The sequence below is a fragment of the Pseudomonas sp. SJZ080 genome, from assembly GCF_007828295.1.
GTDB lineage: Bacteria > Pseudomonadota > Gammaproteobacteria > Pseudomonadales > Pseudomonadaceae > Aquipseudomonas > Aquipseudomonas migulae_A.
Genome location: NZ_VIUK01000023.1, coordinates 45379 through 62841 on the forward strand (window position 1 = coordinate 45379; position 17463 = coordinate 62841).

A 17463-nucleotide genomic window follows, 5' to 3' on the forward strand; every position below is an offset into this window, starting at 1 on the left:
CCCTCACCACAAAGGCTCACTCCCACAGGGGTGGTGTGATCCACCCCATTCCCGGTATCTACGGCGCCGGGGCCGGTTCTGGTTCATTGGTCACCCGCAGCAACCCCCACAACCCGGCGGTGTTGCCGTAGGCGGCGTAATCGCGGAACAGGTAGTCGCCCGGTATCGCGTTGCTGCCCCCGGCGCTCGGGTGCATGAAGCTGAAGTGCGCTGCCGGCAGGATGCTTTCGTGGGCGCCGATGTACATCGACATCGGGTTGTAGCCGAACCGCACCGAACCCACGCCCGGTGTACTCATCGGGTAACCCCCGGTGTCGCTCTTCTCCGACTGGAACGGGTTGAGCGACCAGACGTGACCGTCCAGCTGGAAGGTCGTGCCACGACTGCCACCGGAGGGCATCAGGATGTGCGTTCGGAACGGTTGCCCCGGTTTCACGTACAGCACCGGCGTCTGCGGATCGCCTCCCACCAGCGCATTGCTGAACGCCATGTGCGCGTTGGGCATGTCGCCGTAACCCGCACCGTCGGCGTGGCCGAACGGTGCATCCGGCGCCAGGCCAAAGCGATACCACAGCGGCTCGGCCTTGTAGTTGATGGCCATGCTCGAGTTGTCCTGCGGATCGGTCGGCACGCCGAAGCCTTCCGCGGCGATGCCTTCCACCGGCCGGCCGTTGGCCCAGCGGATGTTCAACGCTTTCTGCCAGACCATCGCAAAGTCGCGGTAAGTGGTCTGCCCCGGCGCGGTGACGGTCGCGTTCGCCTTACGCACATCTTCAACCCAGGTGGCGCCGATCGGCAGGATGCTCATCGCTCCGCCCAGGCCTTTCTGCGGTTGCTTGATCACGTCCGCCGGGGTGAAATTCAGCCCGCCGAACTCCACCGCCGTGGCGTTGATGTTGTCGACGCTGCGGCCCAGTTGGGTGATCGGTTTGCCTTCACGCTCCAGGTGCCCGGCGTAGTACTGATAAGTACGGTTAGGGTACGCACCGCTGTTGCCGACCCGTGGCGGAACAGTCTGGATCGGGTTGGCTCCGACGTTGCTGCCGTCGGATTTGGTGATGTCGTACGCCAGCAACTGCGCGTGCAGCCCCACGTGGCTGGACGGCCGCATCAAGTTGTTGCTGAAGGTGGTCGAACCCTGGCCGCTGTTGCGATCACGCTTGACCACTCCTTGCATCACCGCCGTCTGGACGAGGTCCGGCATGACCATCGGCAGACGGTTTTCCAGAGTGATGTTGATGCAGTCACCTGCCGTCGCGCGCAGCACCAGCGGTTCGACAGGCACACCGGGCTTGAGCTTGCCGGTGACCGGATTGAGGTCGGCCTTGCGCACATAGAGGATCGCGGTCGGGTCATGCAGCGGTCCGCTTTGCCCGCCGATGGTGATGGTTTCGCCGTCTTCAGGGTCCTCCACGGTGACTTGCGCAATATTGACCAGCCGCGAATTGAACACCAGGGTGCCGCCCGCCGGATTCAACGGCCCACCCACGTGTTGCCGGATCCCCGCCGGATCGCCGAGGGTCAGGTTCAGCGGATTGCCGAGAATGTCATTGGCCAGCGCTGCGACCACTTCGTAGTTGCGCTGCACCGTCGGCCGGGTGCCGATGCCGTTGGGGTTGGCGCTGATACGAGGGCAGACGCCGTCGAAGGCCACCGTGTTGCGCATACCGGCCGGTTTCGGGTTGTTCGGCAACGCGAACAGATCATTGCGTTGTGCGGTGTAGTTGCGCATCACGCCCCAGATCCCGCTCCAGTAACCTTCCAGAGAAGCATCCATCGAGTACAGATAGTCGCCCGTCGTCGCCGCTGAACTGGACATCATCGCAACCGGCGCATTGAAGCCCATCTGCTCGGAAATCCCGACCATCTGCGATGAGCGCCAGCCAGAGTTGGAGCTGTTGCCGTAACCGGAACCGCTTTGCAGCCACTTCACGCCGTGCAGGGTCACGTTGTGCTCTTCTTCATGGCCGCCGGCATGCACCCGCAGCCGCACGTTGTCACCGGTGTAAGTGCGCAGCATCGGCGTGAACGGATCGCCCGGTTCGGCGCCACCACGGTTGATGTGTGGCGGGAACAGCGTGCTGCCGCCGGTCGGGCCGGTCGCCGCGGTGATCAGGTTCGGTGCCAGGTTCATCGCCGGGATGGCGCGGTCGGTGCGGCTTTGCATGGCATATGCGAGGTCGCCGCCCAGGCCGTCTGCCTGCATGCCGCGCTTGCCATCCGGGCCGACCTTGTTCGGGTCGTACACCCGCAGGGCCAGCGGTTCGTTGCGGTAATTGACCACGAACATGCCGGGGTCATCGACCGAGATCGCTTGCGGGCATGGCCGGCTCGGGCAGCCTGGAACCATGCCGCCCTGCACTTCGAGGACGCCATCCAGCAGGGTGCTGGCGTTATTGCGCACCGGCGGGTTGATCGCGTAGCGGAAGCTGTCCGCGGTGGCCGGGAACGCTTGCGGGTTCGGCACGCCATTCGGGCCTGCGCCGACGTACACACCGGCTTCATAGGCGTGCTGGAAGTCGCTGTATTCGAGGAAGAATTCACGGAAGCTGTCGTTTTTTCCGTCGCCGTCCAGGTCACCGGTGGACACCACCGCTTGCCACGACGTCGGCCCGCCGTCCTGCCGCGCGCCGCTGTACAACGGCTCGCCGGTTTCGGCGTGGAACCAGGTGGAACCGGCCGGTTCAGCCAGCACGGTGGCGTACAGACCAATCTGTTGGTGCGTCGATGGGCCGAGGTGGTCATGGGTGAAGATGGTCCCCAGGCCACGGTCGACACCTTTGCTGTTCACCACCGGATCGATAAACCAGCGCTGCATCGCCGTGCGCGCACCGACCCAGTCGGCCCGACCGAATTGACCGAAGTACGGGTGATTTTTGGCTTTCGGGCAGGCTGCCGTGCCGTCACGCGGGTCGCTGCCCGTGCATTGGTTGAACTCGCGAATGGCGTGGATGCGTTCTTGCACCGCACCGGGGGAAAGTACGCCGTCTTCGTAGTTCCAGCCGTTGGCCGAGCCGTCGGCCGCCGTCAGGTCCCACTTCGGCAGGTGAATGTGCTGGCCGATCACGTCGGTGGGCGTGCGCACCTGATAGTCGTCCATTTCATAGGCAGCCGGCACCAGGTTGGTTTGTTGGTATTGCACGCAGTCGAAGGTGTTCATGCGCATCACCAGAGGTTCTGGCGGACGCTGTTTGGTGATCACCGGCCAGGCGTCTTCCCACAGCGCCAGAATGCGTGCTTGCGGGAAGTGATAGCCGACCTTGTTGTACACCGCGTCAAACTGAATGTTCGCCGCTTTGTAGACCCGTGGACGGTCAGCCGTGAACGTCGAAGCCCCGCTGAAAGACATGCCGTCGAGCCGTTCGCCGCTGGCAAACTCGCCGATGCCAGCGCTGCTGGTCAGGCGTTTTTGCCGGTCGTCCATGCACGGCTCGTAGAAAGGCGCACCGGCGATTGGCAGCGCACCGTTAGTGCGGAAGGCGCGCGCGACAACTTGATTGCCGGGCAGCACGGCGTAGCTTGGGTGATCCTTTTTTGCGTGGAAGGCCATGGCCGCCTGTTCCACTTCGGTGCCCTCTTCCGGCAGGTAAAGCGGTTTGGCGCGGATCACTGCCTTGGAGAAATCCAGCGATGTGGTCACGGTGTTCGCTTCGCCACCGGCAGAGAATCCGTCGAGGGAGTGACGCCCGAGACCGCCATCCCAACCACCGGACTGCGCCGGGTCGAGATTCGCCCACAAGGCATTGGCGCTGGTCTTCAGGGCCTGGGCCCTGGCGGCGTCGAGCATGTCCAGCGGCGGGGTTGGCGGGCGTTGGCCGACTGAACTTTCCATGCCGCCGATCCAGAACGGATAGCCCGGGTTTTTCAGACTGCCGTCGGCATTGCGGTTGGCTTCACTGCGGTCGACCAGCGCCAGGGAGCCAATGGCCTGGACGCCACCGCCCTGATGCTCACCGTCATCGCCCTCTTCATCATCATCGTCGTCGTTGGCGGCGACAAGGGTCTGCCCGATTTTCGGCACGACCGCAACTTTGCCCGGCATCGGCGGCATGGCTTTGCCCGGCAGCGGCACGACCGCCGGAATCGGTGTACCGGCAATGATCTCGCCATCGGGCAAGGCCCGGGCGCCAGCGGCCGGTTTGCCGCTGCGCAGCGCGTAAGGTTCGCTGTGATAACCGTCGGCACCTTGCTGGGAGACTTCCAGTTTGGTGCCTTCTTCAAACACGTCGTGCACCCGCCACATGCTCCACATGCCCTGGGCAAAGTGCGGATAGAAATGGCAGTGATAAATCGCATCGCCCGCCACACGGTTGCGGTTGCCCGAACCGCCGTTGGCGATTTCATAGGTGTAGCCGGCACCCGGCCCGATGCCTTGGGCATCCACATAATCGGAGTTGTCGTCATTGGGGTTGAACAGCCACTGGTGCCCGTGCAGGTGGAAGATGTGCTGCTCGTGGCCGTTGTGGGTGTTGCGGAATTTGACGAAGTCGCCGATGTAGCTGTGGTTGACATTGGCCGGCTCGGACGGATACAGCGCCATGGTCGCCTTGACCCCGACCTGATCGGCGCGCGGCGTTTCACCGGGGCGAATGTTTTCCAGGCCTGCGTTGGCCGGCACGTCCACCAGCATCGCCACGTCGCCGACAGTGTGCGAGCTGAGGAAGAATTCTTCATAGGCGCAGGACAGGCAATCGTGCATCGGCCCTACACCCAGCCGGTTGGCCACCACCTCGGCACCCATGCCACCGGAACCGTAATTGATCATGAACGAATCGCGAGTCGGCTCCAGCACATGGGCCATGACCGGGTCTTCCCAGTACGCGGGAAATGCCTGGGTCGCGGCGGTTTCGTCCTGGAACTGCGACGCGAAATCGCGGAACGGTTCCAGCCGGTTGGGCAGCGCGGGGTTGCGTTTGCCGACAGCTTCCAGCGGATAGGTCGACGGTGGGAAGCTGCCGTCGGCGTTGCTGCCCATCACGATCGCATCGCTCTCGCTGGAAATGATTTCGGTGCCGTCGACCATGTTGATGATCGGCGTGCCGGCCTTGCCTTCACGGATCCACGGCTCGCGCTGCGGGTAGCGCGCCTGGTAATCGACAATCGGTTGACCGGCCGGTGTGCGGCCGGTGCTGGCCAGGCGCATTTCTTCTTCGGTCAAGGTGTTGCGGTAGGTACGCCCCCCCTTGGGCACCACCACCACTTCGCCGAACAGGCCGTTGGCCACGTTGCCTGCATCGCCTTCGCCACCGAAAGTTGCGCCGCGGCTGCTGGCGGCGAAGGCGCCTTCACGTTCGGCGTACAAGGTGTAGGAACGGGTCGCGCCCGGCGGGATCAAGGTGTTGGCGTTGCGCCCGGTAAAGGACGCAATGTCGTCGATGCTGTTGACCGCTTGCATTCCGTTGACCTGGAAGCCGACATGGCGGTCGGTGACCTGCTCATCGACTTTGAACTCGTCTGCGGCACCCATTTCTACCTCACCCTCAATCTCACCCTCTTCTTCCCCGCCGCCGTCGTGGCTGCCGGGGTTGGCCTGATAAGCGAGCAAATTCTGCAGGTTGATCGTCAGGCAATCACCGGCGGCCACCCGCAGCACCAACGGACGCGGGCGCTTGTCGGGCCGCAGCGAGACTTTGCCCGGCACGGCCGCACCACCGCGGGCCAGGGATATTTCATGGTCATCGACCACATCGCGACGCAGGGCGAACATCATGCCGTTTACGTTCTGTGCACCGAGGCGGTTGAACATCAGCGGCTGATCCAGCGCCACGACGTTCGCCACCAGATTGCGCTCGCACCGTACGGCGGCCTCGGCCAAACCGACGCCCAGCATCAACGCGAGAAACAGCAGCAGGTTAACCGGGTGATGGGCGTGGGTTCTGCCGGTCATGATCGCGGGCCTCTCTGTGGGTGCTGCTCACAGGATTAATTCTCGACAAATCCCCTTGAGCAATCCGCATGCCATAAATATTTTTGTTATTTTTCATCATGTTATGTAAATGATTTGATAAGTCGGGGGATATTCCCCACCCACTTCCCCCCCACATTTCAAGCTGGAATCCATCTCGCCCAAAACGCAAATCCCTGTAGGAGCGAGCTTGCTCGCGATGGTGGGTCAGCGACATAGGTGTCGACTGACACTCCATCGCGAGCAAGCTCGCTCCTACAGAGAATTGGGGTGTTCAGGGATAAGGGGGGGCTTTGCCCCACTTTTGGGGCAACTCCCGATCACAGCGGCGCATCCACGGCCAGGCCCTGCAAGCGGCGGTATTGGCGCAGTACGCTCGGCACATAACGCCGGGTTTCGGCGAACGGCGGAATCACCCCGCCACGGCTGAGCACCGCTTGCGGCCCGGCGTTGTAGGCCGCCACGGCGAGGGCGATGTCGTTGTCGAACAGGGTCATCAGGCGCTTGAGGTATTTGGCCCCACCCTGGATGTTGGCCTTGGGGTCGTAGACGTTGGTCACGCCCATCTCACGGGCGGTGTCGGGCATCAATTGCATCAGCCCTCCCGCACCTCTGGCTGACGTTGCGTCAGAGTCATAATGGGACTCGGCCTGGATCACCGCATGCAACAGCGCCGCGGGTAATTCATTGGCCTTGGCGGCCGCGGAAACCAGCTCGGCGTAGGGTTGTCGGGCAATCATCTGGGGCTGTTGATCGAGGCTGACCAGCGGCGATTCCGGTTCGCGAATCACCCGTTCATAAGTGCGACCGGGGCGGTGGACATTGGACAGAACGTAGCTGCCCTTGGTGTCCACGGAAACGAATACATCGGCCTGAACAGTGCCCGCCAGCAGTACACAGCCAAGCAGTCCTGTGGTGAGTGTTTTCATTGTTCTGTCTCCCCTGACCGGCCCCGAAAAATGGGGCTAATGCCCCAATAACCGGTAGTTCACCAGCCATACGCAAGCACTGTGCCGTCAGCGCCAAGGCCAGTAATTCAGGGGTTTGAGCAGGATGTCCGGGGGTGAGCATGGCTATTGCATAGTCCTTCATGGCGACCCTTCTGCCGACTGTGTGAGGTCATCATGAATCAGCGTCTGTGTAGTGCACCGCGTCACTGTTCACCGCGAACTCACCGCGGGTTCACCCTGCTCGAACTGTTGGTGGTGCTGGTGGTGCTGGGACTGTTGGCCGGCATCGTCGCGCCGAAGTATTTCGCCCAGTTGGGCCGCTCCGAAGTGAAGGTGGCCAAGGCGCAAATCGAAGGCCTGGGCAAGGCACTGGATTTGTACCGTCTGGAGGTCGGCCACTATCCGTCGACCGAACAGGGTTTGCAGGCGCTGATCACCGCGCCCAGCGACGAAACCCGCTGGACCGGCCCCTACCTGCAGAAAAAACTGCCGCTGGACCCATGGGGCCGCAACTACACCTACCGCTACCCCGGCGAAAATGGCGAATACGACCTGCTGTCCATGGGCAAGGACGGCCAGCCCGGTGGCGAAGGCGAAAACGCCGAAGTCACCAGTTGGCAGTGACGGGAGGCGAACATGCGCTTTCATCTCAAGGCGGTCGGCAAGGCCGGTGTGGTCGCGATGACGGTCGAGGCCCAAGGGGACAGCGAAGCCCGGCGCATCGCCGAAGACCAGGGCTTGCGAGTGGTCAGCCTGCACGCCGAGCGCCATTGGCGCGCCTTGCGATTGCACAAGCGTGAGACCTTCAACCTGGTGCTGTTCAGCCAGGAACTGACCACCCTGCTTAACGCGGGCCTGCCGTTGATCGATGCGCTGGAAAGCCTGGCGGAAAAAGAAACCGCGCCACAGGCCCGCAAGACCCTGAGTGAACTGGTGCGCCTGCTCTACGAGGGCAAATCGTTCTCCCAGGCGTTGGCCCAGTTGTCGGCGGTGTTCCCCCCTCTCTACGTGGCGCTGGTGCAGTCCAGCGAGAAGACCGGCGCCGTGGGCGATGCACTGGGTCGCTACGTCAGCTATCGCCAGCGCATGGACGAGGTTCGACAGAAGATCGTCAGCGCGTCGATCTACCCCATGCTGTTGCTGGTGGTGGGAGGTGGCGTGGTGTTGTTTCTGATGGGCTATGTGGTACCGCGCTTCAGCCTGGTGTTTGAAGGGCTGGGCAACAATCTGCCGTGGCTGTCGCAAATTCTGATGAGCAGCGGGATGTTCCTGCACGCCCATCAGGTCGAATTCTTCGGTACGTTGGCGGCGACCGTCGTCGCCCTCGCGCTCCTCCAGCGCCAACCGGCCTTTCGCCGGGGCGTGGACCGGGTGATCGAAAAACTTCCGGCCGTTCACCAACGCATCTTCATGTACGAACTGGCGCGCTTCTATCGCTCACTGGGGATTCTGCTGCAGGGCGGCATCCCCCTCGTCACCGCCATGGGCATGGTCCGCGGCCTGCTCACCGTTGCTTCCCGCGTACGCCTGGACCAGGCCTGCGAACGGGTGCGTGAAGGTCAATCACTGTCGGCCGCGCTGGAGCTCAACCACCTTGTGACCCCGGTGTCCCTGCGTTTGCTGCGCGCCGGCGAGCAGTCCGGCAACCTCGGGCAGATGATGGAACGCAGCGCCGATTTCTACGACGAAGAAATCAGCCGCTGGATCGAATGGTTCGTGCGGCTTTTTGAACCCTTGCTCATGACCTTCATCGGCCTGTTGATCGGGGTCATTGTGATCCTGATGTACATCCCGATTTTCGAGCTGGCCTCAAGCATTCATTAACCTCTGGAACAGGGTCGGGTCGTACCGCTCATCGTTCATCGACGTTGCACCTGAATAAACCCGTCCGTTGTGGTGTTCATCCACTGAATCAGCAGCACGTTGCAGTGTTCATCAACGTTCCAACCCGAATAAGAAGACGGAGAACGGCATGCACATCAACAAACTTTTACTGGCAGTAGCCATTGGCGCAGTTTTGTCGGCGTCTACCGTATTGATCCCGGACAGCCTGTCCGGCATATCAAGCGCTCAGGCCAAGGATGGAGGGAGTGGTGGAGGCGGCGGTAGCGGCGGAGGCGGAGGTGGCAGTGGCGGAGGTGGAGGTGGCGGCGGTCACGGTGGCAACGGCAGCGGTCACGGTGGCAACGGCAGCGGTCACGGTGGCAACGGCAGCGGTCACGGTGGCAACGGCAGCGGTCACGGTGGCAGCGGTCATGGCGGCGACGGCAATGGTCATGGCGGCAGTGGCCATGGCCACAGTGGCAACGACCATGGCTCGGGGCGTTCCGGGCATTCGGCCAACTCCGGACGAAACGGCAACCACGCCGAGCCGGGAGACGATCACGGGGTTCATCACGCTGGTGAAATCGGCCATAACCGCGGCGTTCATCACGCCGGCGAAATTGGCGACGACCACGGCGTTCATCGCTCCGGTGAAATCGGTGATGACCATGGGGTGCATCGTTCCGGCGAAATCGGTGATGACCATGGCGTGCATGTCGGTGGCGAGCCGGGGGATGACAAAAGGACCTGATCACCACTGATCTCAGGAACGCCGTCCCCCCCCCTGTGGGAGCGGGCTTGCTCGCGATAGCGGTGTGTCAGACGACATCAATGTTGAATGACACACTGCTATCGCGAGCAAGCCCGCTCCCACAAGTGACCGCGTGAAACCTACAGACCACCCTCAGCCTGATCCAGCCGCTCGCGCAAGAACTCGATCAACGCCTGCACCGGTCGCGAACTCTGGCGATGCTGCGGGTACACCGCCGACAACGTCAGCGGCTGCGGGCGAAACTCGTCCAGCACCGGCACCAGCCGGCCTTCCTTCAACGCCGCGCCGACAATGAACGTCGGCAGGTAAGTAACCCCCATCCCGGCAATGGCCGCATCCTTCAGCAACTCCCCGTTGTTGACGCGCATCCGCCCGGTAACATTGACCGCCACCGGTTTGCCCTGCCCTTCAAAACGCCATTGCACCTGACGCCCGTGGCCATACGGCAGGCAGTCATGTGTGTACAAATCTTCCGGTTTGAGCGGCGTACCACGCTCGGCCAGGTAAGCCGGGCTGGCGCAATACACCCGCTGGATGGAGGCGATACGTCGGGCGATCAGCGTCGAATCTTCGAGGGTGCCGATGCGCAACGCCAGGTCGTAGCCCTCGCCGAGCAAATCCACCGGGCGATCGCTCAAGTCCACTTCCACCGTGACATCGCGATAGCGCTGCAAGAACAACGGCAGCAGGCAGCCCAGATGCGCCAGTGCAAACGATAACGGCGCACTCACGCGAATGGTGCCGCGTGGTTCGGTAGTCTGGCCGGCGATGCCCTGCTCCACTTGCTCGACTTCGCCGAGCAGGCGCAACGCGGACTCGTAGTAACTCTGGCCCAGCGGCGTGACGTCCAGCCGCCGCGTCGAACGGTTGAGCAGCCTGACGCCGAGGCGCTCTTCAAGTTGCATCAGGCGCCGGCTGACGAACTGCTTGGACAGTCCCAATTGATCGGCCGCAGCGGTGAAGCTGCCGGAATCCATGACCTGGCAAAAAATACGCATATCTTCGAACGGGTTCATTGTCACACCCTAGTTGACAGTTAAACGCTTTATAGACGCTTTTTCCCCTCCTGACACCCTATTAATCTGTGTCCACGGTGTTGCTGAGGCCTGAACCCCAGCGCAGCAGCAACCTGACCCTCAGGTGACCAACCTCTAATTAATTAAAAAGGATTTCCTCATGAACCTCGTCAAAAAAACCCTGACCGCTTCCCTCCTCGCCCTCTCCGTCGGCAACGCTTTTGCCGCTGGCAGCCCAGGCGTCGAACACAACACCCAAGCCTTCCTCGAAGCCCTCGCCGCCGGTGGAGGCAAACCGCTCGAGCAACTGAGTCCGAAAGACGCCCGTGCGGTACTCACCGGTGCGCAAAACTCGGTGAAGGTTGACTTGTCGGGTGTGGATGTCAGCGACCGTACAATCAAGGTCGATGGGCAAACCATCAACCTGAAGATCGTGCGTCCGTCCAAGGTCAAAGGTGAATTGCCGGTGTTCATGTTCTTCCACGGTGGCGGCTGGGTGCTGGGCGACTACCCGACTCACCAGCGTCTGATCCACGACCTCGTGGTCGGCTCCGACGCCGTCGCGGTGTATGTCGATTACACGCCGTCGCCGGAAGCGCACTACCCGACCGCGATCAACCAGGCCTACGCGGCGACCCGCTGGGTGGCTGAACATGGCAAGGACATCGGCGTCGATGGCAAGCGCCTCGCCGTGGCCGGCAACAGTGTCGGCGGCAACATGGCGGCGGTCGTGGCGTTGATGGCCAAGGAACAGAAAACCCCGGCGCTGCGCTTCCAGCTGTTGATGTGGCCAGTGACCAATGCGCAGTTCGACACCGGGTCGTACCAGCAATTTGCCGAGGGCCACTTCCTGACCAAAGGGATGATGAACTGGTTCTGGGACAACTACACCACCGACCAGGCCGAGCGTGCGCAGATCCATGCCTCACCGTTGCAGGCCAGCGCCGAACAGCTCAAAGGGTTGCCGGCAGCATTGGTGCAGACCGCCGAATTCGACGTGTTGCGTGACGAGGGCGAAGCCTATGCCCGCCACCTCGATACGGCTGGCGTTCCAGTGACGGCAGTGCGTTACAACGGCATGATCCACGACTTCGGTTTGCTGAACCCGCTGAGCCAGATTCCGGAAGTGAAGGCGGCGGTGCGTCAGGCAGCGCTGGAACTCAAGACGCATCTGAACTGAGTCCAACCTCGCCACACAGCAATGTGTGGCGAAGCTGCTTTTTGTAGGAGCCGGCTTGCTGGCGATGGCGTCCTCAAGTGCGCTATCGCCAGCAAGCCGGCTCCTACAGGGGATCGGGTTCACAGAGTCAACTTGCAGGAGCACGGCTTGCCGGCGATGGCGTCCTCAAGTGCGCTATCGCCAGCAAGCCGGCTCCTACAGGGGATCGGGTTCACAGAGTCAAATTGCAGGAGCACGGCTTGCTGGCGATGGCGTCCTCAAGTGCGTCTTCGCCGGTAAGCCGTGCTCCTACGACATTCCTCACGTGACAACAAAAACCAGTCTTCAGGAGTTCTCCCATGTCCCTCATCTACAGCCATCTACTGTCCTGGAGTGCCCTGCTGCTGGTGATCGACACCGTGCTGTGGCACCTCGCGCCGTTCAAGCATCGCGTCACACGGGTCGGTGTGCGCCTGGCGCTGTTCGTGATGTTCAGCGCGCTGATCATCAACGCCGGCGTCAGTCCGTTGCAGGCTCCGCTGTTTGCAGATGACCGCGTGGCGCAACTGGGCGCAACGGCGCTGGGGATTCTCTGGTGGTTGTACGCCGCCCGGGTGCTCACCGAAGTCATCGGCCTGGTGCTGATGCGCCGCATCGGTCATAGCGGTCGCTTGCTGCAGGACGTCATCGGCGCGTTGGTGTTTCTGATCGCCATCGTTGCGGCGGCCGGTTATGTGCTGGAGTTGCCGGTGAAAGGTTTGCTGGCAACGTCCGGGGTGGTCGCGATCGTCGTCGGCCTGGCATTGCAGAGCACCTTGAGCGACGTGTTTTCCGGGATCGTGCTCAACACCACCAAGCCGTACCAGGTGGATGACTGGATCATGATCGACGGCGTCGAGGGCAAAGTGCTCGACATCGACTGGCGCGCGACGCACATGCTGACCAGCGCCGGCAGTACCGCGGTGGTGCCGAATTCGGTGGCGGCCAAGGCGAAAATCGTCAATCTGAGCAGGCCGAACAACATGCACGGCGTGTCGATCAGCATTCAGGTGCCCAACCACATCCGCCCGCGTCGGGTACTGGATGCACTGGATCGTACGCTTCAGGGCAGCAGCCAGTTGTTGCTCAACCCTGCACCGAAAGCGGTGCTGAAGGAGGCCGGCGAAACCATGTCCGAATACGTGGCCAGCGGGTTCATCGCCGAGCTGGGCAAGAAAAGCGAAGTGCGTAATCAACTGTTCGACCTGGCCCATCGACACCTCGAAGCGGCAGGCATTTCCCGTCAGCTCGACGGCGTGATCGAACCGACAACCCGCGCGCGTGCGTTGCTGGATGAGGTGAAAGTTTTCCGTTCCTTGAGTGAAGATGAACGCGATCAGATGGCGCAGTCGATGGTTGCGCAGCAGTACGCGGCCGGTCAGGTGGTGCTCGAGTTGGGTGAAGTGCCGGACAGCCTGATGGTCATCGCCACGGGCGTGGTCAGCGCCACCGTTCCCGACGGCACAGGGCAAACCGAAGCCGGTCGAATGGGGCCCAGTGAAGTGATGGGCGAACAGAGCATCCTTACCGATACACCGTCGCAGGCGACGTTCACCGCGCTGACCTCGTGCATCATTTACCGGATCGACAAATCCCTGACCCGTAGCTGCATGGAACAACGGGTTGAAGTGGGTCGGGCATTGAACAAGCTGCAGGCCGTAAGGCAGCAGAACAGCCGGTTGGCGCTGTTGGCCAAGCCGATGCCGATCAAGAAAGGAGGTTTTCTGAGCTGGCTGCAGAAACGTCAGGCATAAAACTAATCTCAATGTGGGAGCGGGCTTGCTCGCGATAGCGGTGTGTCAGTCGACACTTTCATCGACTGATACTCCGCTATCGCGAGCAAGCCCGCTCCTACAGGATGAAGCCTTACTTCGAGGTGAGCACCGAATAGCTGTTCATCAGGTTGCGGTAGTTAGGAATGCGCGGCGACAGCAGGTTCGCCAGGCCTTCCATGTCGTTGCGCCAGTCACCCTGCAGCTCGCAGGCCACCGAGAACCAGTTCACCAGTTGAGCACCGGCCGCCGCCATGCGCGCCCAGGCTGCCTGTTGTACGGTTTCGTTGAAAGTGCCCGAAGCGTCGGTCACCACGAACACTTCAAACCCTTCAGCCAGTGCCGACAGCGTCGGGAACGTCACGCAAACATCAGTCACCACACCGGCGATGATCAGTTGTTTGCGGCCGGTGGCTTTGACGGCCTTGACGAAATCTTCGTTGTCCCAGGCGTTGATCTGGCCTGGACGCGGGATGTACGGCGCGTCCGGGAACTGCTCTTTCAATTCCGGCACCATCGGACCGTTCGGGCCGTTTTCGAAACTGGTGGTGAGGATGGTCGGCAGTTTGAAGAACTTGGCCACGTCACCCAGGGCCAGTACGTTGTTCTTGAATTCGTTCGGCGAGAAGTCCTGAACCAGCGAGATCAGACCGGTCTGGTGGTCGACCAACAGGACAACCGCATCGTCTTTATTCAGGCGTTTGTACGGAACGTTGCTCATGTGAAGCTCCTCGATGGATGGGTGTTACATACGGCGCCGACGCTGTGCATCGGCGCTTTCTTGTGATCGTCAGAACGCGAAGCACGAGCAGCCAAAGGCGCCCCAGAAACCCGCGAAATCGCTGACCGGCGCATTCGACAAACGCGCCTTTTCATGGCTGTGGGCATGCACGCCGCACGGCCCGCTGCAATGATGAACCTTCGCCTGCATCGGCGAAGTCGGGCGCCAGTGACCCGGCACCTTCACCACCGGCGACCAGTCTGGCAGCACCGGCACGCTGGCCGGTCCGAGTTTTTCGAAATCACCGGCGGCGTACACCACCTTGCCGCCGACCACGGTCAACACCGATTCGATCCACTTGATCGCTTCTTCGTCGACGCTGAAAAAATCCGCGCTCAGGGCCGCGACGTCAGCCAGTTGGCCAACCTTGATCATGCCTTTCTTGCCCTGCTCGGAAGAGAACCAGGCGCTGCCGTGGGTGAACAGTTCCAGCGCGGTCTGGCGGGACAGTCCCTCGGCGTGCAGCTCCAGGCCACCGACGGTACGGCCACTGACCATCCAGTACAGCGAGGTCCAGGGGTTGTAACTGGACACTCGCGTCGCATCGGTGCCGGCACCGACCGGTACACCTTCAGCCAACATGCGCTTGATCGGCGGCGTGGCTTCGGCTGCCTTGGCGCCGTAACGCTCGACGAAATATTCGCCCTGAAACGCCATGCGATCCTGAATTGCAATGCCGCCGCCCAACGCCCTCACCCGTTCGATGTTCTGCGGAGTGATGGTTTCGGCGTGGTCAAAAAACCACGGCAACCCGTTAAACGGAATGTCGCGGTTGACCTTCTCGAATACGTCGAGCATGCGGCTGATGGATTCGTTGTACGTGGCGTGCAAACGGAACGGCCAGCGCTGCTCGACGAGGTGGCGGACCACCGGTTCCAACTCGTCTTCCATGGTTTGCGGCAAGTCTGGGCGTGGCTCGAGGAAGTCCTCGAAATCCGCCGCCGAGAACACCAGCATTTCACCGGCGCCGTTGTGCCGGAGGTAATCGTCGCCCTGATGCAGGGTGACGCTGATGGTCCAGTTCTTGAAGTCGGCCAGCTCTTCCTTGGGCTTCTGGGTGAACAGGTTGTAGGCGATACGAATGGTCAGTTGCTGGTCTTTGGCCAACTGCTCGATCACCTGGTAATCGTCCGGATAATTCTGGAAACCGCCGCCAGCGTCGATGGCGCTGGTCAGGCCAAGACGGTTGAGTTCGCGCATGAATTGCCGGGTCGAGTTGACCTGATACTCCAGCGGCAACTTCGGCCCTTTGGCCAGGGTCGAATACAAAATCATCGCGTTGGGACGAGCGACCAGCATGCCGGTCGGCTCACCGTTGGCATCACGCACAATCTCGCCACCCGGCGGGTTCGGCGTGTTGCGGGTATAGCCGGCCACGCGCAACGCGGCACGGTTGAGCAAGGCGCGGTCATACAGATGCAGGACAAACACCGGCGTATCCGGTGCGGCCTGGTTGAGTTCTTCCAGGGTCGGCATACGTTTTTCGGCGAACTGGAACTCGTTCCAGCCACCGACCACGCGCACCCATTGCGGCGTTGGTGTGCGGTCGGCCTGATCCTTGAGCATGCGCAAGGCATCGGCCAGCGATGGCACGCCTTCCCAGCGCAGTTCGAGGTTGTAGTTCAAACCGCCACGGATCAAGTGCAAGTGCGAGTCGTTGAGACCGGGAATGACGCAACGACCTTTGAGGTCGATGACCTGGGTGCCGGAACCGCGCAGGGCCATGGCTTCGGCGTCAGTGCCAACCGCGACGAAACGACCGTCGCTGATGGCCACGGCGCTGGCGAGCGGGTTTTCACGGTCAACGGTATGAAATTGGCCATTGAACAGAATCAGATCGGCGTTCATCGCGTTTCCTTGGGCTGAGTGGAAGAGGACAGCCAAGGCGCGAACAACCGCGTCGCCATCGGCATGAACAGATACACCACCGAGACGACGATGGTCAGCGTGATCAGAAATGTGGCGACCACGTAATTCGAGAGAAAGGCATTGAGCTGCAACAGCGGGCCCCAGATCAGCGGCACCAGCAAGGTGTGCGGCAGAATCACCAACAACGTCACCACGGCCTGCTTCCAGCGCGGCGGCGGTGAACTGGCTTCAGCCTGCGGGGCGAACCAGAATTCGTTGACCGGATTGACCTCGGTCTGGTCGCCGTCCGCCAGCATCGGCGTGGCTTCGTTGACCAGTTCCAGCCGTTGCGGCGAATCGAGCCAGTGCTGCATCGATTCGGTGGAGCAAAAGCGCAGCACGCAGGTGTACAGGTCGAGGCCGGCGCTTTTGCCGCGAATCACGTCGACACCCAGGTGCCCTTCCTGCTGCCCGGCGATGCTGACAATGTTGCGCAACCAGGCTTCATAGGGCACTTCAAAACCGGCCTTGACCCGATGCTTGATGACCAGGGTCACGACTTCCTCGAAACGATTGGATTCAGGCATAACGCAAAGCTCCGGCGAATCGGACATTGAGCGCCAGCCGTCCCGGCCCGGCGATAAGAATGCTGGTGAACAGAATCAATAGCAGCCAGCCGAACTGCCCTTCATCGAGGCTCCATTGCGGGTGCACAACCAGCAACGCGACCGACAGCAAACACAGAATCGGCAGGCATGCCAGACGCACCAACACCCCGAAAATGATCAACAGCGGACACAACACCTCGGAAAAAATCGCCAGCACCAGCGTGACGTTTGTGCCCAGGTGAAAAGGGTCTTCGATGACTTGCAGTTGAGCGCTGTAGTTAAGCAGCTTCGGCAGACCGTGCACCCACAGCAGAAACAAACCACCGCTGACCCGCAAAAAAAACAGCCCGACGTCCTGAGCCCGCTCATTCAACCGCGAAGCGTTCATGGGATACCTGCACAAATAAAAAACCACCGGCTCAATACGCCGGGACCTCGTTTGATAGTGCCGGTGTGGGAACGAGGAAAATTGAATGTACGTGCTCTTTTTGATTACCGTCGCTAATCCACCACCCACTGAAGATCCCCTGCGGGAGACGGCTTCCACAGGGTTCGGGGCTTCAGCGGAAAACGGGGTGGGTGTCAGGGCGCCATCGCAGGCAAGCCGGCGCCTGCGAGGTCTGCGTATGTCGGCGAGGATAGGTGGGTTGGCAGGGCGTCATCGCCAGCAAGCCGGCGCCTACGAGGTCTGCGTATGTCGGCGAGGATAGGTGGGTTGGCAGGGCGCCATCGCCAGCAAGCCGGCGCCTGCGAGGTCTGCGTATGTCGGCGAGGATAGGTTGGGTGTCA

The 17463-nt window shown here is 61.7% G+C and carries 12 protein-coding genes; 5 read left to right on the top strand and 7 right to left on the bottom strand.

Translation table 11 applies throughout. From position 1 onward, the window contains the following. Window positions 1-58 precede the first annotated feature (58 nt). Entirely contained in the window at window positions 59-5887 is a 5829-nt protein-coding gene (gene mnxG, locus FBY04_RS24920) for a manganese-oxidizing multicopper oxidase MnxG (protein ID WP_145317634.1), read from the bottom strand. Window positions 5888-6225: 338 nt separating this feature from the next. After that, on the bottom strand, window positions 6226-6834 hold the full coding sequence (locus FBY04_RS24930; RefSeq protein WP_084322022.1) for a lytic transglycosylase domain-containing protein: 609 nt from the start codon (window positions 6832-6834) through the stop codon (window positions 6226-6228). Window positions 6835-7029: 195 nt separating this feature from the next. On the opposite strand from FBY04_RS24930, the gene gspG reads away from it, so the two are divergent. The 3 genes from gspG to FBY04_RS24945 all read left to right on the top strand — a co-directional run bounded on the left by gspG (window position 7030) and on the right by FBY04_RS24945 (window position 9430). Then, window positions 7030-7479, top strand: coding sequence for a type II secretion system major pseudopilin GspG (gene gspG / locus FBY04_RS24935; protein ID WP_084322021.1), 450 nt, complete (start codon window positions 7030-7032; stop codon window positions 7477-7479). 12 nt (window positions 7480-7491) lie between these two features. Next, window positions 7492-8679 carry a type II secretion system F family protein gene (locus tag FBY04_RS24940; RefSeq protein WP_145317639.1) on the top strand — a complete coding sequence of 396 codons (1188 nt, stop codon included), beginning with the start codon at window positions 7492-7494 and terminating at the stop codon, window positions 8677-8679. Between the two features lie 148 nt (window positions 8680-8827). Next, window positions 8828-9430 (top strand): hypothetical protein, encoded by a 603-nt coding sequence (locus FBY04_RS24945; protein ID WP_178118325.1) that lies wholly within the window; start codon window positions 8828-8830, stop codon window positions 9428-9430. Between the two features lie 140 nt (window positions 9431-9570). Here FBY04_RS24945 and FBY04_RS24950 read toward each other — a convergent pair whose 3' ends face one another. After that, complete coding sequence (locus FBY04_RS24950; protein ID WP_145317645.1) at window positions 9571-10467, bottom strand: LysR family transcriptional regulator; 897 nt, start codon at window positions 10465-10467, stop codon at window positions 9571-9573. Between the two features lie 160 nt (window positions 10468-10627). Here FBY04_RS24950 and FBY04_RS24955 point away from each other — a divergent pair, with 160 nt between their 5' ends. Then, complete coding sequence (locus FBY04_RS24955; protein WP_145317648.1) at window positions 10628-11647, top strand: alpha/beta hydrolase; 1020 nt, start codon at window positions 10628-10630, stop codon at window positions 11645-11647. 338 nt (window positions 11648-11985) lie between these two features. Next, a complete protein-coding gene (locus tag FBY04_RS24960) occupies window positions 11986-13419 on the top strand; it encodes a mechanosensitive ion channel family protein (protein ID WP_084323876.1) in 1434 nt (477 codons plus the stop codon). A gap of 112 nt (window positions 13420-13531) precedes the next feature. Here the strand turns inward: FBY04_RS24960 and ycaC are convergent, their stop codons facing one another. From ycaC to FBY04_RS24980, 4 genes are all read right to left on the bottom strand, one after another. Beyond that, window positions 13532-14158 (bottom strand): isochorismate family cysteine hydrolase YcaC, encoded by a 627-nt coding sequence (gene ycaC / locus FBY04_RS24965; protein WP_008032694.1) that lies wholly within the window; start codon window positions 14156-14158, stop codon window positions 13532-13534. Window positions 14159-14227: 69 nt separating this feature from the next. Next, window positions 14228-16066, bottom strand: coding sequence for an amidohydrolase (locus tag FBY04_RS24970; protein ID WP_145317651.1), 1839 nt, complete (start codon window positions 16064-16066; stop codon window positions 14228-14230). Further along, entirely contained in the window at window positions 16063-16653 is a 591-nt protein-coding gene (locus FBY04_RS24975) for an antibiotic biosynthesis monooxygenase (protein WP_145317654.1), read from the bottom strand. The genes FBY04_RS24970 and FBY04_RS24975 overlap by 4 nt, the downstream gene beginning before the upstream one ends. After that, window positions 16646-17062 (bottom strand): DoxX family protein, encoded by a 417-nt coding sequence (locus FBY04_RS24980; RefSeq protein WP_084323879.1) that lies wholly within the window; start codon window positions 17060-17062, stop codon window positions 16646-16648. Before FBY04_RS24980 ends, FBY04_RS24975 begins: the two co-directional genes overlap by 8 nt. Between the last annotated feature and the right edge of the window lie 401 nt (window positions 17063-17463).